The 26604-nt window shown below is 68.2% G+C and carries 23 protein-coding genes and 1 riboswitch; of the genes, 9 read left to right on the top strand and 14 right to left on the bottom strand.

Annotated elements, in window-relative coordinates; genetic code table 11:
* Nucleotides 1–18 precede the first annotated feature (18 nt).
* The 8 genes from MMF96_RS02350 to MMF96_RS02315 all read right to left on the bottom strand — a co-directional run bounded on the left by MMF96_RS02350 (nt 19) and on the right by MMF96_RS02315 (nt 8772).
* The gene (locus tag MMF96_RS02350) at nt 19–792 is read right to left on the bottom strand and encodes a metal-dependent transcriptional regulator (protein ID WP_176615406.1); all 774 of its coding nucleotides are present in this window, start codon (nt 790–792) and stop codon (nt 19–21) included.
* A gap of 17 nt (nt 793–809) precedes the next feature.
* A complete protein-coding gene (locus MMF96_RS02345) occupies nt 810–2066 on the bottom strand; it encodes an Nramp family divalent metal transporter (RefSeq protein ID WP_375141393.1) in 1257 nt (418 codons plus the stop codon).
* Between the two features lie 50 nt (nt 2067–2116).
* Nucleotides 2117–2926: a class I SAM-dependent methyltransferase gene (locus MMF96_RS02340; protein WP_256882416.1), complete on the bottom strand. Its 810-nt coding sequence runs from the start codon at nt 2924–2926 to the stop codon at nt 2117–2119.
* Nucleotides 2927–2998: 72 nt separating this feature from the next.
* Nucleotides 2999–4411, bottom strand: a complete 1413-nt coding sequence (locus MMF96_RS02335; protein ID WP_256882415.1) for an aminotransferase class V-fold PLP-dependent enzyme — start codon at nt 4409–4411, stop codon at nt 2999–3001.
* Nucleotides 4412–4470: 59 nt separating this feature from the next.
* A riboswitch (SAM riboswitch) is annotated at nt 4471–4584 on the bottom strand.
* Between the two features lie 347 nt (nt 4585–4931).
* Nucleotides 4932–5747 carry a histidinol-phosphatase gene (gene hisN / locus MMF96_RS02330; protein WP_176615403.1) on the bottom strand — a complete coding sequence of 272 codons (816 nt, stop codon included), beginning with the start codon at nt 5745–5747 and terminating at the stop codon, nt 4932–4934.
* A gap of 63 nt (nt 5748–5810) precedes the next feature.
* A complete protein-coding gene (locus MMF96_RS02325; RefSeq protein ID WP_176615402.1) occupies nt 5811–6941 on the bottom strand; it encodes a ribosome small subunit-dependent GTPase A in 1131 nt (376 codons plus the stop codon).
* Nucleotides 6934–8250: a 3-phosphoshikimate 1-carboxyvinyltransferase gene (gene aroA / locus MMF96_RS02320; RefSeq protein WP_256882414.1), complete on the bottom strand. Its 1317-nt coding sequence runs from the start codon at nt 8248–8250 to the stop codon at nt 6934–6936. The genes MMF96_RS02325 and aroA overlap by 8 nt, the downstream gene beginning before the upstream one ends.
* Before the next feature lie 6 nt (nt 8251–8256).
* Entirely contained in the window at nt 8257–8772 is a 516-nt protein-coding gene (locus tag MMF96_RS02315; protein WP_176615400.1) for a DoxX family protein, read from the bottom strand.
* A 174-nt stretch (nt 8773–8946) separates the two neighbouring features.
* Here MMF96_RS02315 and MMF96_RS02310 point away from each other — a divergent pair, with 174 nt between their 5' ends.
* Nucleotides 8947–9693, top strand: a complete 747-nt coding sequence (locus MMF96_RS02310) for a sigma-70 family RNA polymerase sigma factor (protein ID WP_256127674.1) — start codon at nt 8947–8949, stop codon at nt 9691–9693.
* Between the two features lie 2 nt (nt 9694–9695).
* Nucleotides 9696–9956, top strand: coding sequence for a mycothiol system anti-sigma-R factor (rsrA, locus tag MMF96_RS02305; RefSeq protein WP_176615399.1), 261 nt, complete (start codon nt 9696–9698; stop codon nt 9954–9956).
* A gap of 28 nt (nt 9957–9984) precedes the next feature.
* Here rsrA and MMF96_RS02300 read toward each other — a convergent pair whose 3' ends face one another.
* The 5 genes from MMF96_RS02300 to MMF96_RS02285 form a co-directional block, all read right to left on the bottom strand.
* Complete coding sequence (locus MMF96_RS02300; protein ID WP_256882413.1) at nt 9985–10518, bottom strand: group III truncated hemoglobin; 534 nt, start codon at nt 10516–10518, stop codon at nt 9985–9987.
* A gap of 6 nt (nt 10519–10524) precedes the next feature.
* Nucleotides 10525–10992 carry a hypothetical protein gene (locus tag MMF96_RS02295; protein WP_176615398.1) on the bottom strand — a complete coding sequence of 156 codons (468 nt, stop codon included), beginning with the start codon at nt 10990–10992 and terminating at the stop codon, nt 10525–10527.
* Between the two features lie 183 nt (nt 10993–11175).
* Complete coding sequence (locus MMF96_RS19835; protein ID WP_371130803.1) at nt 11176–11250, bottom strand: 50S ribosomal protein bL37; 75 nt, start codon at nt 11248–11250, stop codon at nt 11176–11178.
* A gap of 140 nt (nt 11251–11390) precedes the next feature.
* Complete coding sequence (locus MMF96_RS02290) at nt 11391–11990, bottom strand: GDSL-type esterase/lipase family protein (protein WP_176615397.1); 600 nt, start codon at nt 11988–11990, stop codon at nt 11391–11393.
* A gap of 72 nt (nt 11991–12062) precedes the next feature.
* On the bottom strand, nt 12063–15902 hold the full coding sequence (locus MMF96_RS02285; protein ID WP_176615396.1) for a multifunctional oxoglutarate decarboxylase/oxoglutarate dehydrogenase thiamine pyrophosphate-binding subunit/dihydrolipoyllysine-residue succinyltransferase subunit: 3840 nt from the start codon (nt 15900–15902) through the stop codon (nt 12063–12065).
* Nucleotides 15903–16234: 332 nt separating this feature from the next.
* On the opposite strand from MMF96_RS02285, the gene MMF96_RS02280 reads away from it, so the two are divergent.
* Nucleotides 16235–17734, top strand: a complete 1500-nt coding sequence (locus tag MMF96_RS02280; protein ID WP_176615395.1) for a GuaB1 family IMP dehydrogenase-related protein — start codon at nt 16235–16237, stop codon at nt 17732–17734.
* 30 nt (nt 17735–17764) lie between these two features.
* On the opposite strand, the gene MMF96_RS02275 is transcribed toward MMF96_RS02280, so the two are convergent.
* A complete protein-coding gene (locus MMF96_RS02275) occupies nt 17765–18790 on the bottom strand; it encodes a LacI family DNA-binding transcriptional regulator (RefSeq protein WP_176615394.1) in 1026 nt (341 codons plus the stop codon).
* Nucleotides 18791–19080: 290 nt separating this feature from the next.
* On the opposite strand from MMF96_RS02275, the gene MMF96_RS02270 reads away from it, so the two are divergent.
* The 6 genes from MMF96_RS02270 to MMF96_RS02245 all read left to right on the top strand — a co-directional run bounded on the left by MMF96_RS02270 (nt 19081) and on the right by MMF96_RS02245 (nt 26540).
* Entirely contained in the window at nt 19081–19926 is an 846-nt protein-coding gene (locus MMF96_RS02270; RefSeq protein ID WP_176615393.1) for a sugar phosphate isomerase/epimerase, read from the top strand.
* Nucleotides 19927–19994: 68 nt separating this feature from the next.
* A complete protein-coding gene (locus MMF96_RS02265) occupies nt 19995–21002 on the top strand; it encodes a Gfo/Idh/MocA family protein (protein WP_176615392.1) in 1008 nt (335 codons plus the stop codon).
* Nucleotides 21003–21250: 248 nt separating this feature from the next.
* Entirely contained in the window at nt 21251–22780 is a 1530-nt protein-coding gene (locus tag MMF96_RS02260; protein WP_256882412.1) for an ABC transporter substrate-binding protein, read from the top strand.
* Between the two features lie 69 nt (nt 22781–22849).
* Nucleotides 22850–23791, top strand: coding sequence for an ABC transporter permease (locus tag MMF96_RS02255; RefSeq protein ID WP_176618663.1), 942 nt, complete (start codon nt 22850–22852; stop codon nt 23789–23791).
* Nucleotides 23788–25659, top strand: a complete 1872-nt coding sequence (locus tag MMF96_RS02250) for a dipeptide/oligopeptide/nickel ABC transporter permease/ATP-binding protein (protein WP_256882411.1) — start codon at nt 23788–23790, stop codon at nt 25657–25659. Before MMF96_RS02255 ends, MMF96_RS02250 begins: the two co-directional genes overlap by 4 nt.
* Nucleotides 25656–26540, top strand: a complete 885-nt coding sequence (locus MMF96_RS02245) for an ATP-binding cassette domain-containing protein (RefSeq protein WP_176618661.1) — start codon at nt 25656–25658, stop codon at nt 26538–26540. The genes MMF96_RS02250 and MMF96_RS02245 overlap by 4 nt, the downstream gene beginning before the upstream one ends.
* Nucleotides 26541–26604 lie beyond the last annotated feature (64 nt).

Raw genomic sequence — 26604 nt, 5'->3', positions numbered from 1 at the left:
CGGGTGGGTCGGACCGGCTCAACCATCGGCCGTGTGGGGGCCCATGAGGGATCCTCCGGCGGGTTCCTGGACGGTGCAGCCCGGGTGGGTGCCGACGGTGACCAGCCACAGCGAAACCGCCGCCTCGTCGCCCAGGTCGAGGCGGCCGGCGTCGTCCGTGCCTGCAGGGGCATTGGGGGAGGGGAGCCGGGCCACCTCCAGGGTGCCGCCAAAGGGGCGCCTGCCCACGACTTCCAGCTCGGTGTCCACGCCGATGCCGTGCTGTTCAAGATAGCGCAGCAGTTCGGGGTCGTGGTCGCTGATGCGGCTGACGCGGCCGTGGTGGCCGGCGTCAAGCTCGTCGAGACGGTGCGAGGGCGGCATGGTGATGTGGCCGCCGGCATCCGGGATGGGATCGCCGTGGGGGTCGCGCGTGGGGTTGCCCAGTTTCGCGGACATGCGCCCGATGAACGTTTCCGAGACGGCGTGTTCGAGCCGTTCGGCCTCCTCATGGACCTCGTCCCAGGTGTAGCCGAGTTCGCGGACCAGGTACGTCTCCAGCAGCCGGTGGCGGCGGACCATGGACAGTGCCAGGGCCAGGCCGGATTCGGTGAGGCGGATGGGGCTGTAGGGTTCGTGCTCCACCAGGTCCTGGTCCTTGAGCTTGCGGACCATCTCCGAGACGGAGGAGTTGGCCACGCCCAGCCGCACGGCCAGCTGGGTGGACGTGATGGGCTTGTCCTGCCACTCCGTGAAAGAGTAAATGACCTTGACGTAGTCCTCAATGCTGGAGGAGGTGGGGGTGGCTTTCACGTGCACCAGCCTACCGGCTACGCAACCCCGGTGGCGGTCAGCCACAGCAGGACCGCGTTCAGCGCAACGATCAGCGCGGCACTGGCCAGGGCGGCAATCCGCAGCGGCAGCCCGTCCCGGTGTTCGCCCATCAGCGCCTTGTTGGCGGTCAGGCGCAGCAGCGGAACCAGCGCAAAGGGGATGCCGAAGCTCAGCACCACCTGGCTGACGATCAGCGCCCACGTGGGGTCGGTGCCGATGGTCAGCAGGACGATGGCCGGGACCAGGCTGACCACGCGCCGTGCCATGAGCGGGATGTGGACGTGGAGCAGGCCGTGCATGATGGCGGCGCCGGCGTACGCGCCCACGGAGGTGGAGGCCAGGCCGGAGGCCAGCAGCCCGACGGCGAACACCACGCCGACCACCGGGCCCAGGGTGGCGGCAATGGCCGCATGGGCGCCCTCAATGGTGTCGGTGCCGGGGACCCCTCCCAGCGTGGACGCGGCGAGCAGCAGCATGCCGATGTTGACGGCCCCGGCCAGGAGCAGGGCTGAGACCACGTCCCAGCGCGTGGCCCGGACAATGCGGCGCAGGGACTCCGGCGTGCGGCGGGCCCCGGTGTGCCGGTCCTTGGCCAGCTGGGAGTGCAGGTAGATGGCGTGGGGCATCACGGTGGCGCCGAGCATCCCGGCGGCCAGCAGGAGGCTGTTGCTGCCCTCGAACCGTGGCACCAGGCCGGAGACGACGCCGGCCGGATCCGGCGGGCTGAGCACCAGCCCGGCCAGGAACCCCACGGTGATGACGACCAGCAGGAAAATGATGATGGTTTCAAAGTGGCGCTGCCCATGGCGGTTTTGCACGGCCAGCAGCGCCATGGAGGCGACGCCCACGATCACCCCGCCGACGGGCAGCGGCACGTGGAAGAGCAGGTTCAGGGCTATGGCGCCGCCCACGACCTCGGCCAGGTCCGTGGCCATGGCCACCAGTTCCGCCTGTGCCCAGTACAGCCGGCGCCCGGCGGTGCCGAACCGCTTTCCGAGCAGTTCCGGCAGCGACCGGCCGGTCACCACCCCAAGCTTGGCGGACTGGTACTGCACCAGCATGGCCATGAGGTTGGCCGCTACCAGCACCCACACGAGCAGGTAGCCGTAGCGGGCGCCGGAGGTCAGGTTTGCGGCGACATTCCCGGGGTCCACGTAGGCGATTGCCGCCACGAAGGCAGGGCCCAGAAGAAAAAGCCCCCTGCCGCGGTCGCGCCGCGGCAGGCGCTTCCTGGCAGTGCCGGTCTCCAGCAATTTCCGCCCCTTCGCTAGCCCTAAACCCCAAGTTTAGGTATGCCGAAATTCTAGCGCGGCCAGGGGCCGGGTGTCGAGGGGACGTCACGCAGGCGCTGCTGGGTGTGGGCGCGCCAGGTCTGGCAGAAGTACGGGAGCGCCAGCTCCTGGCCGGGGGTGTGGCCCAGGTGCTCGAACAGGTACCAGCGCAGGTTGCCCAGCACCTTGGCGCGGATGGCGGCGTCAGCCTTGAGGTAGTAGCTGCGCGACTTGGCCAGCTCCAGCAGTTCTTCCGGGGTGACGGCCTGCTCCCACCGGGTCCCGTGCACGCTGAGGCCGTGGAATTCGGGACCGACATGCGGACGGAAACCGGGCTTGTGGACGTCGCCGGCATGCATGATCCGCGACAGCCGGTGCACCCAGGGCACGCTGACGTCCAGCTGGTTCCAGACCAGTCCCAGGACGCCGCCGGGGCGCAGGACCCGTGCCATTTCCGTGCTCGCCGCCAGGGGATCGCACCAGTGCCAGGCCTGGGCGGCCACCGCCAGGTCGATGGACGCCGCGCCCAGGCCGGTGTCCTCGGCCGTGCCCTGCCGCACCGCGACGCCGGGCAGGTTGCGGCGCAGCTGGACGAGCATGTCACCGGACGGGTCGACGGCGCTGACCCGCCAGCCGCGTGCGGCCAGCAGGTGGGTGTACTTGCCGGTCCCCGCGCCTACGTCCAGGGCGTCGCGGACGTCGAGGCCGGCGGCCAGCCACGCCAGCGACTCGCCGGGGTAGCCCGGGCGCACCTTGTCATAGTGCTCCCCGCCCTCCTGGAAGGCGCCGGCCAACTCGAGCCGCCGCACGTCGTCAAAAACCGGTCCGCCCGCGCCTGCCATTGTCCTCCGCCTGTTTGCTTGTGCCGATTCCGCCGCTCCACTCTACCGCGGCGGAAGCGTTCGACGGCGGGCTCAGCGGGTGGAGCAGGGGGCGGCACCGGCCGTGCCGGGCGTGTTGGGCGCCCAGGAGGGGAAGCTGCGGGTGTCGTTGGCGGGCACCCAGCGTCCGGCGTCCACGACGTAGTCCCAGCCCAGGCCGTCGCGGAGCAGGGCGGCCACGCCGTCAATGAGCCGGTCGGCGTCGGTGCGGCGGGAACCCACCCCGAAGCTGGCGCGCAGCGAGCCCGAGGCCAGGCCCACCCGGCGCAGCAGGGGGTGGGCGCAGAACCTGCCGTCCCGCACGCCCACGCCGTGCTCGGCGGACAGGTAGGCCGCGGCCAGGCCGGCGTCGTACCCCTCCACGGAAAAGTTGACGACGCCGATGGTGCCGCTGCCGGGGTACGAGCCGGAGTCGGCGAACAGTTGGTGGACGGTGACGCCGTCGAGCGCCTCCAGCCCGGCCACCAGGTGCGAGCGCAGTTCCTGCTCGTGGGCGTGCCACGTTTCGGCATCCAGGGCGGCCAGCACCTCGGCGGCCTTCGCCAGCGTGGCGGCGCCGAGCACATTGGGCGAACCGGCTTCGTGGCGGGCCGGGCCGTCGGTCCAGAGCACGGACTCCAGCCGCACGTCCTTCACGGCGCCGCCGCCGGCCAGGTGCGGGCGGCCGGCGTCGAGCCAGTCGGGACGGCCCACCAGCACGCCCGCACCAAACGGGGCATAGAGCTTGTGGCCGGAAAAGGCCACGTAGTCGATCCCGTCGCGGGCCAGGTCGAGGCGCCGGTGCGGGGCCAGCTGGGCGGCATCGACCACGATCCGCGCACCGTGCCGGTGGGCCAGGGCCGCGAGCTCGGCGATCGGCAGCACCTCGCCGGTGACGTTGGAGGCGCCCGTGACGGCCAGCAGCACCACGTTGCCGGCACGCAACTGCGTCGCGACCCGGCCCAGGGTGGACTCGAGGGTGTGTCCGGCCACCACGGAGCGGTGCGGCAGCCCCTGCCACGGCAGCAGGTTGGCGTGGTGCTCGATGTCCAGGTACAGCACCTCGCCATGGTCGTTGGAAGGGCCCCCGGTGCGCCCCTGCCCCGCCAGGAGCGACTCCACGCAAGCTGCGAGCAGGTTCAGCGAATCGGTCGTGTTGCGGGTGAAAATGACGGTGTCCCCGGGGCGTGCACCGACGAAGTCGGCCACCGTGCGTCGGGCGTTTTCGTATAGTGAGGTGCTGACCTGGGAGGCAAAGCCGGCGCCCCGGTGCACGCTGGCGTAGTACGGCAGCACCTCGGCCAGGTGCGCGGCCACCTCGTCCACGGCCGGCGCCGACGCCGCGTAGTCCAGGTTGGCATACCTGGCGGTGCCGCCGTGGATCAACGGCGCTGCCAGGTCGCGGCCCGCCACGGGCAGCAGGGGTGCGTCGGAAAGGCGGGCTGTTTCAAGGGTTGCAGAACTCATGGGGGCTCCCAAAAGGAAGGGACCATTCCGTCGCGGCGAAGCCGCCGGGAACGAAAAAATGTCCGCGCTTGCCAAGACCGTTCCGGCCTGGCCAGGTCGTCACCCGGGGCACCCCGCCGCGAAAGGAGGGTTGCCGGCCAGCAAACCGGGGTTTAGCGCTGGCACTCGTGACCTATGCCCAAAAGGCTAGCCCAGCCGCGGCAGCGTGCGCATTTGTTACGACACATTGCTGCGGCTCGTTGGGGCGGGGCTGCAACCCGCATTTGCTGCACCACCGGTTCGGGCCGGCGGGTTCCAGCCCTCATTTTCCCAGCCATGGAATTCGGCGGTGCAGATGGGGCGACTTGTGCCCCGTCGGGGCATTCGGCGGTGCAGCACATGCGGGCAAGCCCGGCTGCAACCCGCATTTGCTGCACCACCGGTTTGGCGCCTGGGTTCCAACCCGCATTTGCTGCACCACCGGTTCGGGCCGGGCCCGCGACCGGCCGCTGTGCAACAACCTGCGCGGGTGCCGGGCCGCTTAGGAGAGGAGGTCGTCCCAGCCGGGGTTTAACCGGCGCAGCACCTCGGTGTGCAGGATGGAGTTGGTGGCCAGGGCGTTGCCACCGAAGGGGCCGTCCACTCCGTCCAGGGAGGTGAAGCGGCCGCCGGCTTCGGTCACGATGGGCACCAGGGCGGCCATGTCGTACAGGTTCAGTTCGGGCTCGCAGGCAATGTCCACGGACCCTTCCGCGACGAGGCAGTAGGACCAGAAATCGCCGTAGGCCCGGGTTCGCCAGACGTCGTCGGTCAGGCCCAGGAACTCCTCCCGGTTGCCGCGGGCCGCCCAGCCGGTCAGCGAGGAGTAGGACAGGGACGCGTCGGCCAGCTCGGAGACGTTGGAGACGCGGATGCGCGTGGCGGACGCGAGCGACTTGCCCGTATACGCGCCCGTGCCCTCGGCCGCCCACCAGCGCTTGCCCAGGGCGGGGGCGCTGACCACGCCCACCACGGGCCGGCCCTCGTCCACCAGCGCAATCAGCGTGGCCCAGACCGGCACGCCGCGCACAAAGTTCTTGGTCCCGTCGATCGGGTCGATGATCCACCGGCGCGAGCCGTGGCCGCTGCTGCCAAACTCCTCGCCCAGCACGGCATCGCGCGGGCGCACCCGGGACAGCTGGCTGCGGATGGATTCCTCGGCCGCCTTGTCCGCGTCCGTGACCGGGGTCAGGTCCGGCTTGGTTTCAATCTTCAGGTCAAGGGCCTTGAAGCGTGACATCGTCAGGGAGTCGACGGTGTCAGCCAGGACGTGGGCCAGGCGGAGGTCGTCATTGTACGTCTGGGGTTGGACAGTCATAGGCAACACGCTATCGGTAGATGGGGCCAAAGTGCGGGATGACGCCCTCCACCCGCATGTGCGCTACGCCAGGGTGCCAAGCTCCTTGGCCTCGGCGCGGCCCTCGGTGCGGGTGCTGGTGCCCAGCAGGCGGCGGAGGGACGCGAGCCGGGCCGGGCCCGCATCCCCGGCATGGCCGCCGGCCACCCAGGCGTCCAGCCCGCAGTTGACGGCGGCGTCGTCGTGCTTGCAGCCGCGTTCGCAGTCGTCGGTGCCGGGCTCCAGGTCCGGGAAGGCATGCAGGATCCGGTCCGCGTCCACGTGGGCCAGCCCGAAGGAGCGGATGCCGGGGGTGTCGATGATCCACGAGCCGGCCTCGCCGTCCTGCAGCCGCAGCGCCAGGGCGGAGGAAGAAGTGTGCCGGCCGCGCCCCGTGACCGCGTTGACGCCCCCCGTGGCCCGTTGCGAACCGGTCAGGGCGTTGACCATGGTGGATTTGCCGACGCCGGAGTGGCCCACCAGCACGCTGACCCTGCCGTCCAGGTGCCCGCGCAGTTGTTCGACGGCACCCCCCGCCAGGAGGGCGGAGTCGCCGTCGTCGCTGCGGGCGTCAATGGCGGAGGCGGCGTCGGGCGCACCGGCGGAGGCCGTGCGGCTGATGATGACCGTCATGTCCAGGTTGTCATAATTGGCGAGCAGCCCGGACGGGTCCTTGATGTCCGCCTTGGTGATCAGCAGGATGGGGGCAATGCCGGCGTCGTAGGCGGCCACCAGGGCGCGGTCGATGAAGCCAGTGCGAGGTTCCGGGTTCGCCGCCGCCACGACGATGACCAGCTGGTCGGCGTTGGCCACCACCACGCGCTCCACGGGGTCGGTGTCGTCCGCGCTGCGGCGCAACAGGGTGCGGCGTTTCTCCACGCGCACCAGGCGGGCCAGGGTGTCCGGCGTGCCCGTGGTGTCGCCCACCAGCGCCACAAAGTCCCCGGCCACCACGGGGGAGCGGCGCAGCTCGCGGGCGCGTGCGGCAATGACCACCCGTTCGGCCGGCGTGTCCTCGTCCACGATGGCCGTGTACCGGCCGCGGTCCACGGTGGTGATGCGCCCGATCACGGCGTCCTCGTGGGCGGGCCGGTCCTTGGTGCGCGGCCGGCTGCCCTTTTTGTTGGCGCGGACGCGCACATCGGATTCGTCCCAGTTGCTGTAGTCCCTAGCCACGCCCGGCAGTCCCCACCGCGGCCGTCTGGGCAAGCATGTCCGCCCACATGTGCGGGAAGTCTGGCATGGTCTTGGCCGTGGTGGCGATGTTTTCAACCTCGACGCCGGGCACGGCCAGCCCGATGATGGCGCCGGCAGTGGCCATGCGGTGGTCCTCGTAACTGTGGAACAGCCCGCCGTGCAGCGGGGCCGGGTTGATGATGAGCCCGTCCTCCGTTTCGACGGCGTCCCCGCCGAGGGCGTTGATCTCGGCCACCAGGGCGGCGAGCCGGTCGGTCTCGTGGCCGCGCAGGTGGGCGATCCCGCGCAGGCGCGACGGCGTGGACGCCAGTGCGCACAGGGCGGCCACCGACGGTGCCAGCTCGCTGGTGTCGGAAAGCTCGGCACCAAGGATCTGCGGCCCGCCGGTCACGGTGAGCACGCCGTCCTCCAGCGTGACGGTGGCGCCCAGTTGCGGGAGGATGGTCCGCCACTTGTCACCCACCTGGGTGGTGTCCGCCGGCCAGTGGGGGATGCGCACCGTGCCGCGGGTGGCCAGGGCTGCCGCCAGGAACGGCCCGGCGTTGGAGAGGTCCTGTTCCAGCTGCACGTCAAACGCGGCGATGGGTCCGGGTTCCACGATCCAGTGGTTGGGGGTGGAATCGTCCACCCTGACGCCCAGGGAGCGCAGGACCTTGACCGTCATCGAAATGTGGTCGATGCTGGGCACCGACGTGCCGGTGTGTTCCAGGTGCAGTCCGCCCTCGAAGCGGGCGGCGGCCAGCAGGAGTGCCGAGATGAACTGCGAGGAGCCGCCGGCGTCGATGGCCACGTGTCCGCCGGCCACGGTGCCGGTGCCGTGGACCGTGAACGGCATGAAGCCGTCCGTGCCGCCCTCGACGCGGACGCCGAGGCCCCGGAGGGCTGCCAGGACCGGCGCCATTGGCCGCACGCGGGCGGCGGGGTCGCCGTCGAACGCCACGGCACCCCGCAGGAGCGCGGCGATCGGCGGCACAAAACGCATGACGGTGCCGGCCAGGCCGCAATCAACGGCGGTGTGGACGGCGTGTCCGGCGGGGATCGGGGTGACCGCCAGGTCCGGCACGGACCCTGTGCCGGGCACCTCCTCGATGCCGGAGCCCAGGGCGCGCAGCGCACCGACCATGAGGTCGGAGTCGCGGGACTGCAGCGGCGCCCGGAGCCGGGAGGGGCCCGCGGCCAGGGCGGCCAGGACCAGATACCGGTTGGTCAGCGACTTGGAGGCGGGGATGGTGACGGTGGCGTCAAGGGGTGTTGCGGCAAACGGTGCGGGCCAGGAGGCGGCGGTCATCGGTGCTTATTGTCCCGTCACGTCGTGGGCGAGGGCCCGGGCGTTCCTGTCGGCGGCCTTGATGCGCCGGTTGGTGCCCTTCCTGCCGGATTCGATCAGTTTCCCGGCCCGCCAGGCCAGGCCGGGGCGGCCGGCCGTGTCAACGCTGGCCAGGAGGGCCCCTCCGAGGAGGCCGATGTTCCTGGCCAGCTGGCTGCGGCGGTGGGCCTTGGCCTCCTTGGTGTCCGTGGCGGAGCTGCGGTACTCGACAAAGGTGGTGACGGCAGCGGTGGCGGTCAGCAGCAGCGCGGCCGGGCGGGCGAACTTGCCGGTGGCCAGCAGGACGCCGGCACCCACCTGGGCCCCGGCGATGGCGCGTGCCAGCGTCTTTTCGCTGGCGTCAAAGGGCAGTGCCGCCGAGACGCGGTCAAGGACGGGGTCCAACTGCCGGGTGGTCCGGTCCACATTCCGCAGGCTGTCCAGGCCGGAAAGGATGAAGGACGAGGCGAGCATGGGGCGGGCGAGTGCGCGAACGATGGTCAAGGAGGCCTCCTGATTTTGTGCCGTAAACGTCCCTTCCCGCAGCGCAGGCCGCGGACGGGGGTGTTCCTGCTTTCAACAAGTCTCGCACTTTGGCGCAGCATTGCGGAATATACCGCGGCGGGGCCGGGTTTGCATTGGTATGGAACGGACTGGCACACCCTCGGAAAGGCGGCAATGCAGGCACTGACAGTAGACTCGTCTGTGATGAACATTTCCGAGCCTGAGCAAGCCCATGACACCGCTGCACGGCCCTCCACCGCTGTGACGGCGGAGCGCAAGGCGGCGGTGGAAAACACCGACGTCGCCACGGTTGACGTCGCCACGGAAAGTGTCGAGGCACGCCGTGCCCGGTTTGAGCGGGACGCCATGCAATACGTGGACCAGCTGTACTCGGCGGCCATGCGCATGGCACGCAATCCCAGCGATGCCGAGGACCTGGTCCAGGAGGCGTACACCAAGGCGTTTTCGGCGTTCCACCAGTACAAGCCCGGCACCAACCTGAAGGCGTGGCTGTACCGGATCCTGACGAACACCTACATCAACCTGTACCGCAAGCGCCAGCGCGAACCCCTGCAGTCCAATGCGGATGTGATTGAGGATTGGCAGCTGGCCCGGGCGGAATCGCACACTTCCCGCGGTCTGCGCTCGGCCGAGGCCGACGCGCTGGACCACCTGCCGGACTCGGATGTGAAGAGCGCGTTGCAGGCCATTCCGGAGGAGTTCCGGCTGGCGGTGTACTTCGCCGACGTTGAAGGCTTTGCGTACAAGGAAATATCAGAAATCATGAACACCCCCATCGGCACCGTGATGTCACGGCTGCACCGGGGGAGAAAGCTGCTCCGGGACATGCTCTCGGACTATGCAGTGGACCGCGGCTACCTCAAGGAAGCCGGGAATGAACTTAAGGAAACGGAGAACTGACCATGGGCGATTGCCAGAGCCTGGGTGACTGCGACGACAAACGGATTGCCCGTATTTACGAGTACCTCGACGGCGCGCTGTCCCGCGAGGACCTCGTGGAGATCAAGGCCCACCTGGACGGGTGCACCGACTGCGCCCATGAGTACGACCTTGAGTGCGTGATCCGCTCGGTGGTGAAGCGCTCCTGCAAGGAAGCCGCCCCCGAGACGCTTAAAAGCGCGATCCTGGCCCGCCTGCATGAAGGCCGTCCCGCCGGGGTCTAGTCCCGGCGAAGTTCAGTCCCGCCGAAGTCTAGCCCCGCCCCGCTGCGGTGCCGGATTCCGGCGGACGCATCGAAATGGTGCTGTATTGGCTGGCCGGGCGGCCCGTCACGCGCCGGTGCAGCGAACCGGCAATCAGGTGCGCCTGCACCTTGGCCATCTCCGCCTTCTCTCCGGCGAACAGCTCGTCCACCGTGTTGGTCCACAGCTGCAGCCACCGGTTGAAGTGCTCCAGCCCGAGGGGTGCCTTGGCATGGATGTCAAAGTGGATCGCCAGGGCGTTGCGGCTGTAGAGGCCGGCCTTGAACAACACGGTCTGCCAGAAGTCAGCCATGATGGGCATGTGCCGTGCCAGGTCCATGTGCACCACCTCGGTGAAGATCGGCCCGATCAGCCGGTCCGCAAAGGCCCGGGTGTAAAAGGTGCGGACCAGGTGCAGGATGTCCTCCCGGCCCGCAATGTCCGCCAGCTCCCCGTTGCCGGGGGCCATGGGCGTGTAGGCATCCAGGTTCGACGCCGTCCTGCCGGAGTTCGCGTGCCGGCGCACGGGTCGCGGGGTGTCCACCGGTGCCTACCCTGCCACGCCGAGGACGATGAGGATGCCGGCAACCGGCAGGGCCAGCACCTTGACCGCCTCCGAGCTGATGTAGGCGATGTGCGTGGACGTACCGACCTTCGCCTTGACGGCCGTGCCGCCGTCGTGCGTGAGGGCCGTGCGGGACAGGGCCGCGGTGCGCTTGGCCATGGCGGGGCGCAGGACCAGCAGCTGCAGGGCCAGGGCGGCCATGGCGACCACGAGCAGCACGCCCGCCGCCGGGGTGACCGTGGCGGGGGACAGCAGCCATGCGGCCAGGACCGCCAGCGCGAGCACCGCCTCAATCGAGTTCAGGGCCTTGAAGACCAGCCGGCCGATCCCTACTCCCAGGGCGTGGGTCATGCCGGGGGCCCGGAACTTCAACGGGGTCTCCAGGAAGGAAATGGCGGCCACCATGCCAAACCAGGTGAAGGGAAGCATGGTGAGTAAAACGACGGCGGGCATGGAACGGCTTTCTTGTCACGACTTTTCTTGTCACAACGGTCCGGTGCGGGGAGCGCCTCCAGCATATCAATAAACACAACTCTTTCCGTGCTTAATGTCCGTGGCTGCAGGGACCGGCGCCACAACGCAAGGACCCGCCCCACCATGGAGGTGGGACGGGTCCGTGCGTGGGTCGGTCAAGACTCAGGTGTTGGGGCGCTTACCGTGGTTTGCGCCGCCATTCTTGCGGTCCCGACGCTTGCGTGAACGCTTTGACATAGCTGCCTCCAATCTTTCACAAAGATCCGAATAAGATCTGCCCTCTAGTCTCCCATAAACGGCACTTGCGAACCTAACCGGGCGGCGGGCAGGCCGCCGCCCGTGGCGGAAGCGGCGGCAGCACGGCCGCCGGCCCGGGGTCAGGCAGCCTCGGGAAGGTCCAGCCACTGGTACCAGCCGCGGTGCAGCACCAGCCAGGCCATCAGCCCGTAGCCGGCCTGGCCCGGGGAGCCGGCATTCGCCGCGACGTCGTTGCGCCACTGCTCATGGTTTTGCAGCGGCGAGAACGTGTCAACGTAGTGGTGCTTGCGGCGCGTGGTGACGTCGGCGAAGGCAGTGTTCAGTTCCGCCAGCTTGCGGTTCAGGGCCGGGTCCAGCGACGGCGGAGGGCCCACCACGAACACCGGAATGTTCAGCTGGGTGGCGCCGTCGAGGATGTTGGCCAGGTTGAGCCGGCTGCGCGCCGTGGTCAGGCCAAACTCGATGTCCCGTCCGGACAGGCCCACCACCAGCCGGTTTTCGTGGAAGTCGTCAAAGCGCCGGCCCGCCTCCTGCAGCCACCGCCCCGCCAGTGCCTCGGTGCCCTCGTGGGGCGTGGCGAGCACAAACGGCGCCACCGAGACGTTCTCCTGGGGGGTCCTGGCCAGTACGCGGCCCAGCCAGCCCAGCGCGCGGGGATCACCGACCCCCGCCACCAGTTCGTCCCCGATGGCCACAATTCGCAGCTCCCGCTTGTCCACGGTGCCCCTTTCGTTTCTCACATCAAATGAAGGATGCCCGGCCTGTTGGGCAGGCCGGGCATCCAAGGCGCCTTAGTTGCGTTCGAAGGCTTGCTTGACGAGCAGTGTCTGCTCCACGGCGTGGATCTTCGCCGAACCGGTGGACGTTGCCGCGGAGGCGGGGCGCGACACCCGGCCCAGCCGCTTCTCCAGCACCGGTGCCAGGTTCAGGGCCATGAACGGCCACGGACCCTGGTTGGCCGGCTCGTCCTGCGCCCAGATGACTTCCGCGTTCGGGTACTTGGCCAGTTCCGCCTTGATTTCCGCCTCAGGCAGCGGGTACAGCTGCTCGACGCGCACGATGGCGGTCCTGGAGTCCCCGGCCTTGTCGCGGGCGGCGAGGAGGTCGTAGTACAGCCGGCCGGAGACCAGCAGCACGCGGTCGACGGCGTTGGCGTCCTGGGCGGCATGCTCACCGATGACCGGGCGGAAGCCGCCCGTGGTGAAGTCCTCCACGGCGGACGCGGCGGCCTTCAGGCGCAGCAGCTGCTTGGGCGTGAAGATGATCAGTGGCTTGCGTGGGCGACTGTATGCCTGGCGGCGCAGCAGGTGGAAGTGCGACGCCGGCGTGGTCGGGTTGGCCACCACCATGTTCTGTTCCGCGCACATCTGCAGGTAGCGTTCGATCCGGGCCGAGGAATGGTCCGGGCCCTGGCCCTCGTAGCCGTGCGGCAGCATCAGCACCAGCGAGGAACGCTGGCCCCACTTCTGCTCGGCGGAGGAGATGAACTCATCCATGACTGTCTGGGCGCCGTTGGCGAAGTCACCAAATTGGGCTTCCCAGATGACCAGCGCGTCCGGGCGTTCCACCGAGTAGCCGTACTCAAATCCCATGGCCGCGTATTCGCTCAGCAGGGAATCATAGATCCACAGCTTGGCCTGGTCCTCGCTGAGGCCCGCGATGGGGGTCCAGACCTTGCCCGTGGCACGGTCGTGGAACACGGCGTGGCGCTGGACGAACGTGCCGCGGCGCGAGTCCTGTCCGGCCATGCGGATCGGGACGCCTTCCAGCAGGAGCGAACCAAACGCGGCGAGTTCGCCAAAGCCCCAGTCGATGCCGCCGTTGCGGGACATGGCCTCGCGCTTTTCCAGCAGGGACTTCAGCTTCTGGTGGACCGTAAAGCCTTCCGGGACCGCGGTGTGGATGGCGCCGATGCGTGCCAGCGTGTCCGCGGTGATGGCCGTGTTCTTGGGGTCGTTGACGCCGGAATCGGCCTGCTGCGCCATGGGGCGTTCCAGGTCGGAGACGGCGTGCGTGTCCTTGGTGATGATCGGGATGGGCGAGGTCTGGGCCGCGTGGGTCTCGGCGAAGACGCGCTCCAGGCGTTCCTGGTAGTCGCGCAGCAGCTGCGAGGCCTCATCCTCGGTGATGTCCCCGCGGCCGATCAGGGCCTCGGTGTACAGGCGGCGCACGGAACGCTTGGCCTCGATCAGGTTGTACATCAGCGGCTGGGTCATCGAGGGGTCGTCGCCCTCGTTGTGCCCGCGGCGGCGGTAGCAGACCATGTCGATGACTACGTCCTTGCGGAAGCGCTGCTGGAACTGGTAGGCCAGCTGGGCCACACGCACCACGGCTTCGGGGTCGTCGCCGTTGACATGGAAGACCGGTGCCTGGATCATCTTGGCCACGTCGGTGGAGTACACCGAAGAGCGCGAGGAGGACGGCGCCGTCGTGAAGCCGACCTGGTTGTTGACCACCACGTGGATGGTGCCGCCGGTGCGGTAGCCACGCAGCTGGGACAGGTTCAGCGTTTCCGCCACCACGCCCTGGCCGGCAAAGGCGGCGTCGCCGTGGACCATGATGGGCAGCACGGGGAAGTTCTCGCCCTGGTCGAGGCGGTCCTGCTTGGCCCGGACAATTCCCTCAAGCACGGCGTCGACGGCTTCCAGGTGCGAGGGGTTGGCGGCCAGGTAGACCTTCGTCTCGTTGCCGGCGTCGGAGGTGAAGGTGCCCTCGGTGCCGAGGTGGTACTTCACGTCGCCGGAGCCCTGCACGCTGCGGGAATCCAGCGTGCCCTCGAACTCACGGAACACCTGGGCGTAGGTCTTGCCGGCGATGTTGGTCAGCACGTTCAGGCGGCCGCGGTGGGCCATGCCGATGGCCACTTCGTCCAGGCCGTCGTCGGCGGCGTCGGAGATGATGGAGTCCAGCAGCGGGATCAGGGACTCGCCGCCTTCCAGGGAGAAGCGCTTCTGGCCAACGAACTTGGTCTGCAGGAACGTCTCAAACGCCTCGGCAGAGTTCAGCTTGGAGACGATGCGGATCTGCTCTTCCCGGCTCGGCTTGGAATAGGGGTGCTCCAGCTCGTCCTGGAACCACTTGCGCTGCTCGGGTTCCTGGATGTGCATGTATTCGATGCCGGTGGTGCGGCAGTAGGCGTCACGCAGTACGCCGAGGATGTCACGCAGCAGCAGCTTGGGCTTGCCGCCGAAGCCGCCGGTGGGCCACTCGCGGTCCAGGTCCCACAGGGTCAGGCCGTAGGTGAGCACGTCCAGGTCGGGGTGCTTGCGCTGGCGGAATTCCAGCGGGTCGGTGTCGGCCATGAGGTGGCCGCGCACACGGTAGGAGTGGATCAGCTGCTGGATCCGGGCGACCTTGTTGATCTCATCGGCCGGGTCCACCTGGAGGTCCAGGCTCCAGCGGATGGGCTCGTAGGGGATGCGCAGGTCTTCGAAGATGTCGTCATAGAAGTTCTCGGCGCCGAGCAGCAGCTGGTGGACCTTCTTCAGGAACTCCCCGGACCCGGCACCCTGGATGACGCGGTGGTCATAGGTGGAGGTCAGCGTCAGGATCTTGGACACGGCGTTCTTGGCGATGATCTTGGCGCTGGCGCCCTGGAACTCGGCCGGGTAGTCCAGCGCGCCGACGCCGATGATGGCCGCCTGGCCCTTGGACAGGCGGGGCACGGAGTGCACGGTGCCGATGCCGCCGGGGTTGGTCAGGGAGACGGTGGTGCCGGCGTGGTCGTCGGCGGTGAGCTTGCCGGCGCGGGCACGCTTGATCAGGTCCTCGTAGGTGTGCCAGAACTCGGCAAAGCTGAGGGTCTCGGCCTTCTTGATGTTCGGCACCATGAGCAGGCGGCTGCCGTCCGGCTTGGGCATGTCGATCGCGATGCCGAAGTTCACGTGCGGGGGCTGGACGGCAACGGGCTTGCCGTCCACCACGTCGTAGTAGACGTTCATGGAAGGGAACTGGCTCAGCGCACGGATGACGGCGTAGCCAATCAGGTGCGTGAAGGAGACCTTGCCGCCGCGGGCGCGGGCAAGGTTGGAGTTGATGACCACTCGGTTGTCAATGAGCAGCTTGGCCGGGATGGCGCGCACGCTGGTGGCGGTGGGCACCTCGAGGCTGGTGATCATGTTCGTGGCGATGGCCTTGGCCGGTCCGCGCAGGATCGTGTTCACGGCCTCGTCGGGGATCGAGGTGTCCTTGGCGGTCTTGGGCAGCTGCGCCGGGATGGGCGTGGTGCCGGTGCGGGCGGCGTCCTTGGCGGGGGCCGGCGGGCGCGGCGGGGCGGCAGGTGCCTTGGCGGGTGCCGCGGCAGGGGCGGCTGCAGCCGGGGCCGCTGCGCTGGGGGCGGGGGCTGCGCTGGGGGCCGGCGCAGGTGCGGCCGGGGCGGCTGCGGCGGGTGCCGCCGGGCGAGCGGCGGGGACCGGAACCACGGGGATCTGCGCCGTTACCGGGCTGGCGTTGGGGGCTGTGTGGCGTCCGTTGGTGGCGGCGGATTCTTCGGCGTCGAACGACTTGAAGAGCGGCCACCACTTTGTGTCCACTGAGTTCTTGTCGGCCTGGTACCGCTCGTAGAGTTCATCGACGAGCCACTCGTTTCCGCCAAATTCCTCGGGTAGACGGTGGATGGATTGCTCTGGCACGTGTAATACGCCTCTTCCATGAGTTTGATTGCCCGCTGTGCATAGGCCGCACGGTGCGTTTCCACCCGCCTGGACGGGTGCGAACGGTGCACGGACCGCAAGACCTATTTGATCGATGGATGGGTTTCTTCAAAACCTTGCCGCCTGTAAGTCTAGTGATCAAATCTGCATGCAGGCCAATCTGTGCGGCGGCGCGCCCGGTCCGGGATGTGATTTTGGGAACGTTTATGGCGCGGGCGCATCGTTTGGCTGGCTAGACTGCTCCGTGGCGGCCCGAACCTAGACCCGGACAGCCGTTCTGCCCGACAGTTTCCTTCATATTGGGAGTGCCCGTGCGTTTTCTCACCCAGCCCACCACCGACCTGACTTATTCCGACGTTTTCCTGGTTCCTTCGCACTCCACCGTCACCTCCCGGTTGGATGTGGACCTCTCCAGCGGTGACGGCACGGGGACCACCATCCCGCTGGTGGTTTCCAACATGACTGCCGTCTCCGGCAAGCGCATGGCGGAAACCGTGGCCCGGCGCGGCGGCCTGGCCATCCTGCCCCAGGATGTTCCCCTGGAGGTCCTGGGCGCCGTCACCGGGTGGGTCAAGATGCGCGACACGCTGTTTGAGACCCCGCTCATCATGGGGCCGGCGGACATTGTGGTGGACGCCGTGCACCTGCTGCCCAAACGGGCCCACAATGCCGTGGTGGTGGTGGCCGACGGCCGCTTTGCCGGTGTGGTGCGCGGCTCGGACTGCGAGGGCGTGGACCGCTTTGCCTCGCTGGCCTCGGTGATGCGCAGCAACGTCCTCACCCTTGACGCGGAGCCCTTTGACGACATCCGCGCCCGGGCCGACGATGGCACACTGTCCGCCGCCGACGCCCGCGAGGCCACGGTGGCGGCGCTGCGCGAGGCCTTCGCCGTCCTCGATGCGGCCGGGACGGACTTTGCCCCCGTGCTGAGGTCCGGCGTCGTGGTGGGTGCCCTGACCCGCACCGGCGCCCTGCGCTCCACCATCTACCGGCCTGCCGTCGACACCTCGGGCCGCCTGCGCGTCGGGGTGGCCGTGGGCATCAACGGCGATGTGGCGGGCAAGGCGCAGGCGCTGCTGGACTACGGGGTGGACGCCCTGGTGGTGGACACCGCCCACGGCCACCAGAACAAGATGCTCGAGGCGCTGCGGGCCGTCCGTGCACTTTCCCCCTCCGTGCCCGTGGCGGCCGGCAACGTGGTGAGCGCCGACGGCGTCCGCGACCTGGTGGAGGCCGGCGCCGACATCCTCAAGGTGGGTGTGGGCCCGGGAGCCATGTGCACCACCCGCATGATGACCGCCGTGGGGCGCCCGCAGTTCTCCGCCGTGCTGGAATGCGCGACGGCGGCCGCGGCCGTGGGTGCCCACGTCTGGGCCGACGGCGGGGTGCGGTACCCGCGCGACGTTGCCCTGGCACTGGCCGCCGGTGCGAGCCAGGTCATGATCGGCTCCTGGTTCGCCGGCACCTACGAGAGCCCGGGGGACCTGCAGGTGGACGCGGGCGGGCGCCGCTACAAGGAAAGCTTTGGCATGGCCTCGGCGCGTGCCGTGCAAAACCGCACCTCCGGCGACCTCGCCTTTGAGCGTGCCCGCAAGGGCCTGTTTGAGGAGGGCATTTCCACCTCCAAGATGTACCTGGACCCGGCCCGGCCGGGCGTGGAGGACCTGCTGGACATGATCACGGCCGGCCTGCGCAGCTCGTTCACCTACGCCGGCGCAGCCTCCCTGGCCGAGTTCCGGGAACGCACCGTGGTGGGCGTGCAGTCCGCCGCCGGCTACGAGGAAGGGCGCCCGCTGGCGCACAGCTGGTAGCCGCAGGGCCGGCGGGCGGTTCCTGGCCGGCTACCGGGCCGCGGGGGCCGGCCCGGTGGAACCGCGGATGGTCAGGTAGGTGGGGAGGATGGTCTGGGTGCGCGGGAGGTTTCCCTGGGCGGCATCGAGCTTGCCCAGGAGCATGGCAACGGCCACCCGGCCTGCCTGTTCCACCGGCGCCGTCACCGTGGTCAGCGGGGGGCTGCAGAAGTCGGCCCCAAAAATGTCGTCGCAGCCGACGATGCTGACGTCCTCGGGCACCCGGACCCCGCGCTCCCGGAGACGCTGCAACATGCCGATCGCCACCAAGTCGTTGAACGCGATTCCGGCCGTGGCGCCGGAATGGACCAGCGCATCGGCGGCCGCGGCACCGGAGTGGGTGCGCGGGGCAAACGGGCCAAGCCGCACCACCTTCACGCCGCGTTCCTTCGCGGCCTCGGACAGCGCAGCCCAACGGCGCGTGTTTGAACTCGACGTCTCCGGACCCCCCAGGTAGGCAACGTGGGAGTGGCCCAGGGAGATGAGGTGGTCAAGGGCCTGGTTGGTGGCCGTCGGGGTGTCCAGCAGGACGGACGGCACGCCGTCAATGTCGCGGTTGATGGTGACCACGGGCATCTTCGCCGCCACGGCGGCAAGGGCGGCGTCGCTGAGGCGGGACGCGGTCAGGATGACGCCGTCGGCCGTCTGGCGCAACTGCTCCACCGTGTTGACCTCGACTTCGTCGGATTCCTCGGTGTCCACCAGCAGCTGGGTGTATCCGGCCGCCTTCAACTGAAGCTGCGTGCCGCGGATGATGTCAAAGTAAAACGGGTTGGTGATGTCCGCAACGAGCACGGCCACGGCCTTGGTGCGCCCCGAGCTGAGCGCCTTCGCCTGGGCATTGGGAATGTATTTCAGTTGCGCTGCGGCCGCCTCGATGCGGGCACGGGTGCGGAAGTTGACGCGGCCGGGCGTGGACAAGGCCCGTGAGACCGTTGACGCGGCAACGCCCGAGAGTGCTGCGACGTCGTGGATTGTTGCTGGACGCTGTGGCGAAACGCCTGGGGGAGCCGTCATTCGGACACATCCTTGTGGGAAACTGGCCCGTCGGGCCGATGGCTGGGGCTGCGGGCAGTTCGGCGCGGAGACGCGCCTGCGGGCAGGGGCATGTTTGTGACTGACAACACTGTCCGTCGATGCCAGACTACGGTCTGCGGAGAATTTTGGCAATCGGTTGTCAAGAGTTTGCATTGGCGTTAGGCTTCTGTAGTGAGAGATGACCTGTGAATCAGGTCACCGAACGCGGGTCCCCCGGGGCGGCCGGGTTCGGTGCCGAACCACCCCGTAGTGCCTATTCTGGAGGACCAATGCCCACCATCAACCCGACGTGGACCCTTTCCGGGTTCGGCGATGAAATCGACCCGGACCCCAAGATCCAGGCGGCCGTCATGCTGGCCCTGGGCGCGCAGTACATTGAGGTGCGCAGCGCGTGGGGGACCAACGTGGTGGAACTGGATGATGCCCAGGTCGCTGAGCTCAAGTCCATCCTTGACGGCGCCGGGCTGAAGGTGTCCGCCGTGGCAAGCCCCATCGGCAAGGTGGACATCAGCCTTCCGGCCACCCTCGAGGTGGAACGGCTGCGCCGCATCATTGAGGTGGCCAAGGCGCTGGAGACGAAGTACATCCGCATGTTCTCCTTCTTCCGTGCCCCGGAGCAGACCCCTGAAGAAATCCGCGACGCCGTCATGGAGCGGCTCGCGCTGTTGGCTGCCGAGGCCGAGCAGGCCGGCGTGGTCCTGATCCATGAAAACGAAAAGGACATCTACGGCGACACCCCCGAACGGGTCCTGGACATCCTGCAGACCGTCAACTCCCCGGCCCTGCGTGCGGCATGGGACAACGCCAACTTTGTCCAGGTGGGCGTGAAGCCCCACACCGACGCCTACGCCATGCTGCGCCCGTACCTGGAATACCTGCAGGTCAAGGACGCCATCGCAGGAAGCGGCGAGGTGGTGCCCACCGGCAAGGGCGACGGACAGCTCGTGGAAACACTGACGGCGCTGCGCGATGACGGCTACGCCGGCTTCGCCTCGCTGGAACCGCACCTGGCCGCCCAGCATGAACTTGGCGGCTTCTCGGGCCCCACCGCGTTTGGCGAGGCGGCGCGGGCCTTCCGCTCGGCCACCGACGCCATCGGCGTGACGCTGGCCTAGCCCCCGCCCGCCCCGCACCACCAGCACCGGATCACCAGCCCCGCATCACCCGTCAAAGGAGCCACACCATGCCAAGAGTTGCCGTCATTGGTTGCGGGGACGTAGCAACCGTCCACTTCGAGGCGATTGCCGCGCTGGGGGACGCGGAGCTGGTGGCCGTGTGTGACAGCGATCCGGAGCGGCTCGCCCTGGCCGAAGGTGCGCACGGGGTGCCCGGCTACAGCGACCACGTGCGCATGCTCGAGGAGGTGCGTCCCGACGTCGTGCACGTCTGCACGCCCCACCACCAGCACGCCGACCCGGCCATTGCGGCGCTGGGGCGCGGGATCAACGTGATCAGTGAGAAGCCGCTGGCCAGCACCCTGGCGGATGCCTTGCGGCTGGCAGCCGCGGCGGCCGCCAGCCCGGCGCGGATCGGCATCTGTTTCCAAAACCGCTACAACGCGGCCGTCCAGGCCCTGCACGGGCGGCTCTCCAGCGGAGAGTTTGGCGCCGTCCTCGGCGGTTCGGGGACGGTGATGTGGCACCGTGACGCCGCCTACTACGCCAGCCGGCCCTGGCGCGGCACCTGGGCCGGTGGCGGCGGGGGGCTGCTGATGAACCAGGCCATCCACACGCTGGACCTCCTGCAGTGGCTGATGGGGGAAGTGGCGGGCGTCGCCGGGCACGCGGCCACCCATGCCCTCGCGGACGCCATCGAGGTGGAGGACACGGCCGAGCTGGTCCTGACCCACACGGGCGGGGCACGCAGCGTTTTCTACGCGACCCTGGCCAACACGGTCAACGCCCCCGTCACGGTGGACATTGTTACCGAGAAGGCGGACTTCCACCTCCGCGGGGACCTGACCATCACGCATGGCGACGGCCGGGTGGAGGTTGTCCGGGAACGCCGGGCAGCATCCGGCGGCCGGGACTACTGGGGCGTCTCACACCAGCTCTACATTGCCGACTTTTACGCGCAACTGGGCCAGGACGGGCCCTTTTGGATCGACCCGCAGGAAGCGTTGAAGACCCTGCGCATCATCAAGGATGTGTACGCGCAGAGCTATCCGGACCGGCCGGCAGAGGTCGCCTGACCCCGCGGTTCCCTGTTGTGGCGGGCCCAGCCCGGCCGCCGGGCCCCCCGCCCAGTGCCCCCCAGCTACACCGCCACCCTGGACCACCGGCCGTGACCGGCCATGCAGCGTGACGGGATCGTGACCATGAAATGTTTGACAATCGGTTGCCAAGTTATGGCAACCGGGCTACTGTGAGACCTGTGCCACACCTAGTGGCGTTTACGACGACCGGCTAAAGACCGCTTTCCAACCCTTAGGAGCCAACGATGAAGTTTGGTCCAAAATCCTCCGCACTGGCAATCTTTGCCGCCGCGGCCATTGCCTTGACCGCCTGTGGCGGCGGCACGAGCGCCGGGGGAGGCGGCGGCAGCGCGGCCGCCACGACGCTCACCCTGGGCAGCGTCTCAGACCTCAAGACCTTCGACCCCACGGACGCCCACATCGGCCACACCATGCCGTTTTACCAGGCCGCCTACGACACGTTGATCCGCCGGGCACCCGACGGAAAGCTTGACCCCATGTTGGCCACGGAGTGGTCGTATAACAAGGATCACACCGTGTTGACGTTGAAGTTGCGCACTGGCGTCACCTTCAGCGACGGGACCAAGTTCGACGCGGCGGCCGCCAAGGCCAACCTGGACCATTTCAAGGAAGCCCAAGGCACCGACGCCTACCAGGCCGCCTCGATCAAAGGCGTTGCGGTGGTGGACCCCTCGACGATCTCCATCACCCTGGGCGCCCCCGACCCGGCCTTTACCTATTACCTGACCCAGGCCCTGGGCCTGGTGGCCAGCCCCAAGGCCATCGGGACGCCGGGCATCAAGACCGATCCCGACGGTTCCGGCCCCTACGTGTACGACGCCAAGAGCTCCGTCAAGGGCTCGCAGTACGTCTTCACCAAGCGCTCCGGCTACTGGGACAAGGACCTGCAGAAATTTGACAAGATCACCATCAAGTACCTGGTGGACCTGACCGCCCGCACCAACGCCCTGGTCTCCGGCCAGGTGGACGCGGCGCTGCTGGACCCCAAGACCGGCAAGCAGGCCGAAGGCGCGGGCATGGTGGCCCACAAGAGCCAGGTGGACTGGCAGGGCATCCTGCTCTACGACCGCACCGGCAAGATCAACCCCGCACTGGCCAACGTCAAGGTCCGCCAGGCCATGAACTACGCCTTTGACCGCAAGACGATCCTGGCCCAGCAGTACCTGAACGAGGGCACCGTGACGAACCAGGTGTTCGGCCCGGAGAGCGGCGCCTACGTCCCCGCCCTCGACAACAGCTACCCCTACGATCCCGCCAAGGCGAAGGCCCTTCTGGCCGAAGCAGGCTATCCGAACGGATTCACCCTGAAGATCCCGACGGTGGCAGGATTCGACTCCATCAACGCCGTGTTCAAGCAACAGCTCTCCGACGTGGGCATCAAGCTGGAAACCGAAACGATCCCGCCGGCCAACCTGGTGGCCGACATGGCTGGCGGCAAGTATGCGGCCGCAACGTTCCAGCTGTACCAGGGTGAGCCGTGGGTGGCCATCAACCAGATGATCTCCACCAGCGCACTCTACAACCCCTTCAAATCCGAGGACCCGGAGCTGACGGCGCTGATCAAGGCGGTGCAGAACGGCGGCGAGCAAAGCGGCGAGCTGGCCAAGAAGGTCAACGAGTACGTGACCAAGAATGCCTGGTTCATCCCCATGTTCCGCCTGAACCAGATGTACTACAGCAACAAGAAGATCGACGTCCAGCCCGAACTGCAGCAGGCCGTTCCGTCCATCTACAACTACGCGCCCGCAAAGTAGCGGCGCCCGTGCCGGGGGCGGCACCGCCCCCGGCACCCCTTCCCACTGACCCTCCACCTGGAGCACCCCATGGTTTCCTTCATCCTCAAGCGGATAGCGTCCGGCATCTCGGTGCTGGTGGCCATCTCCTTCTTCACCTACTGCCTCCTGTACTTCTCCAGCGCCAACATTGCCCGGAACATCCTGGGTGAGTATGCCAGCCAGGCGCAGGTGCAGGCCAAGGAGATTGAGCTGGGCCTCCACCGGCCCTTGCTCAGCCGCTTCTTCGAATGGGCCGGCAACGCCGTCCAGGGCGACTTTGGCGCCTCCTGGTTCACCTCCGAGCCCGTGGTCAGCGCCATCACCACGCGCCTGCCCGTCACGCTCACCCTCGTCATCGTTTCAATTGTGTGCATCGCCATCATCGCCACCCTGCTCGGGACGGCCGCCGCGGTCAAGCGCGGCTGGATCGACCGGCTCGTCCAGGGTGCCGCCGTCGTGGGCGACGCCATCCCGGACTTTGTCCTGGCGATCGTCCTGGTTGCCGTCTTCGCGATCAACCTGAAAATCTTCCCGGCAACCAGCAGCATCTCCCCGGATGCCGGATCGGCGGCGTGGGTGGCCTCCATGACCCTCCCCGTCATCGCCCTGCTCATCAACGGCATCGCCAGCATCGCCCAGCAGATCCGCAGCGCCGTCATCAAGCAGCTGGAAAAGGACTACGTGCGCACCCTGCGCAGCCGCGGCATCCCCGAGTGGGAGATCCTGTTCAAACACGTCCTGCGCAGCGCCGCGCCGGCCGGGCTGACCGTGCTGAGCCTGAAATTCGTGGGCATGCTCGGCGGCGTCGTGATCATTGAACAGATCTTCGCGCTGCCCGGCATGGGCGCGCTGGCCGTGCAGTCCACCAGCCAGGGCGACATTCCGCTGGTCATGGGCGTGGTGCTGTACACCGTCATCATCGTCATCATCGTCAACCTGCTGGTGGACCTCATCAACGGTTGGCTGAACCCCAAGGTGCGTGTGTCATGAGCATGATCCAGCCGGCCGAACTCGTCGGCCAAACGGGGACGGTGGTCCGTTCCCACGTCGTGAAGAAGATCCTGAAGAACCCCCTGGGCCTGGCCTCCGTGATCGTGATTGTGTTCATGATCGCCCTGGCGGTGCTGGCCAATGTGCTGGCCCCCTTCGACCCCAACTTTGCCAACATCGGCAAAACCCTGGCAGGCGGGGATGCGGTGAACCTGCTGGGCACCGACAGCGTGGGCCGTGACGTCTGGAGCCGCCTGGTCTTCGGCGCCCGTACCACCCTGCTCTCGGCCCTGCTGTGTGCCGCCGTCGCCATCGTCATCGGACTGCCCTCGGGCCTGGTCGCCGGCTACTACGCCGGCAAGTTCGACGGTGTGGCCAACTGGGTGGTCAACGTCCTGATGGCGCTCCCGGGCATTATTGTCCTGCTGACTGTCCGCGCAGCATTGGGCCCGTCCGTCTGGATCTCCATGGTGGCCTTCGGCATCCTGATGGCGCCCGGCTATTTCCGGCTCACCCGCACTGCCGTGCAGTCAGTCCGGAACGAACTGTACGTCGACGCCGCCCGGGTGGCCGGCCTGGGCGACACCGCCATCATTTCCCGCCACATCTTCTCCGTGGTGCGCGCCCCCATCATCATCCAGACGGCCGTGATCTGCGGTGTGGCCATCGCCATCCAGTCCGGGCTTGAGTTCCTGGGCCTGGGCGACCCCTCCGTGGCCACCTGGGGCGTCATGCTCAATGAGGGCTTCAAGAACATCTACCTCAGCCCGCTCCTGCTGCTCTGGCCGGCCCTGGCCATTGGCCTGACCATTGGTGCGCTGGTCCTGTTGGGCAACGCCATCCGGGATGCGCTCGAGGACGCCGAGAAGATCAAGGCACCCAGGCGTGGCAGCGGCACGGCGCAGGAGACGCTGGCCGCGACGCGCCACCTGCCCGGGCGCACCAGCCCGGCCGCGGTTGAAGCAGGCACCGAACACCACCTGGTCAAGGTCTCCCACCTCGGTGTCGGCTACCCGCAGGCCGACGGCTCCATCAAGAAAGTGGTTGACGACGTTTCCTTCCACGTTGACCGCGGCGAAGTCCTGGGCATTGTGGGCGAATCCGGCTCCGGCAAGTCACAGACGGCATTTTCGATCCTGGGCCTGCTGCCCGACTCAGCCCGGATTGTGGCCGGCAGCATCCAGTTCGACGGAAAATTCACGGTTGCCCCCACCGACGACCGCGTCAGCCAGGCGCGGCTGGGTGGGTACCGCGGCAAGCGGATTTCCTACATTCCGCAGGAACCCATGAGCAACCTGGATCCCGCCTTCACCATCGGCTACCAGCTCGTCACGCCCATGGTGCGGGTGCTGAAGATCTCCAAGGCCGAGGCCAGGAAGCGGGCACTGAAGCTGCTGGACGACGTCGGCATCCGGTTCCCGGAGAAGACCTTCAACGCCTACCCGCACGAGGTTTCCGGCGGCATGGCACAGCGCGTGCTCATTGCCGGCGCCATCAGCTGCGAGCCGGACCTGATCATCGCCGACGAGCCCACCACGGCGCTGGACGTGACGGTGCAGGCGGACGTGCTGGACCTGATCCGGGACCTGCAGAAGCGCCTCGGCGTCGGCGTGATCCTGGTGACCCACAACTTCGGCGTCGTGGCCGACCTGTGCGACCGCGTGGCGGTCATGCAAAACGGCCGCCTCGTTGAGGACGGGGACGTGCGGGAGATCCTGCGCAACCCGAAGGACCCCTATACGCAAAAGCTCCTGGGCTCCATGCTTGAAGACAAGGAACCCATGACCATGCTGGTTTCCGGCGGCATGGGCGCCGCGCAGGCCGCAGCACGCGACGACGACCCCGATGCAAAGGAGATGGCCCTGTGACCGCCACCGAAGTTCATGGCGCCGGAGCCCGGCTGCTCACCGTTTCAGGCCTGGACGTGGAGTATCCGCTCAAGGGGTTCCGGCGCAAGCCGTTCCGGGCCCTGACCGACATCAACATCTCGATCAAGCCGGGGGAGACCTTGGGCCTGGTGGGCGAATCGGGATCCGGCAAGACCACTCTGGGCCGTGCCGTGCTGGGCCTTGCACCCGTCACGCGGGGCACCATCACCTTTGCCGGCCAGGACATCAGCCATGCCGGCCGGCAGGAACGCCGGAAACTCGGCAAGGACCTGCAGGTGGTGTTCCAGGACCCGTACACCTCGCTCAACCCGTCGCTGCAGATCGGGGACATCCTTGCCGAACCGCTGAAGGTCCAGGGCCAGGACCCGGCCACTGCGCGCAAACGTGTGAAGGAGCTCCTGGACCAGGTGGGCCTGCCCGTCGACGCCGTTGACCGGCTGCCGCGCGAGTTCAGCGGCGGGCAGCGGCAGCGTGTGGCCATTGCCCGGGCGTTGGCCCTGTCACCAAAACTCATTGTGTGCGACGAACCCGTCAGCGCCCTGGACCTCTCCACCCAGGCCGTGGTGCTGGACCTGTTCCTGCAAATCCAGCGGGACACCGGCGTCTCCTACCTGTTCGTGTCCCACGACCTGGACGTGGTGCGCCACATCAGCCACCGCGTCGCCGTCATGTACCACGGTGAAATCGTCGAACAGGGCCCGGCGTCCACCGTGACCAGGAGCCCGGAACACCCTTACACCCAGCGTCTGCTGCTGGCCTCCCCGGTCCCTGACCCGGACCGCCAGGCCAAGCGGCGCGACGAGCGGCACCGGCTTCTGGCCGCGCAGCGGCTCCAGGAGGCCAGCGGGATTCCCGCCTAGGCGCCGGCCAATAAGTTTTCCCGTAGAAGAAACATCCGGGGAGAGCCCCACAAGGGTCCCGGAA

The organism is Arthrobacter sp. STN4 (assembly GCF_024539665.1).
Taxonomy (GTDB): Bacteria; Actinomycetota; Actinomycetes; order Actinomycetales; family Micrococcaceae; genus Specibacter.
The sequence above is the reverse complement of the archived record's forward strand: the minus strand, read 5'-3'. Positions and strand labels throughout refer to the sequence as shown.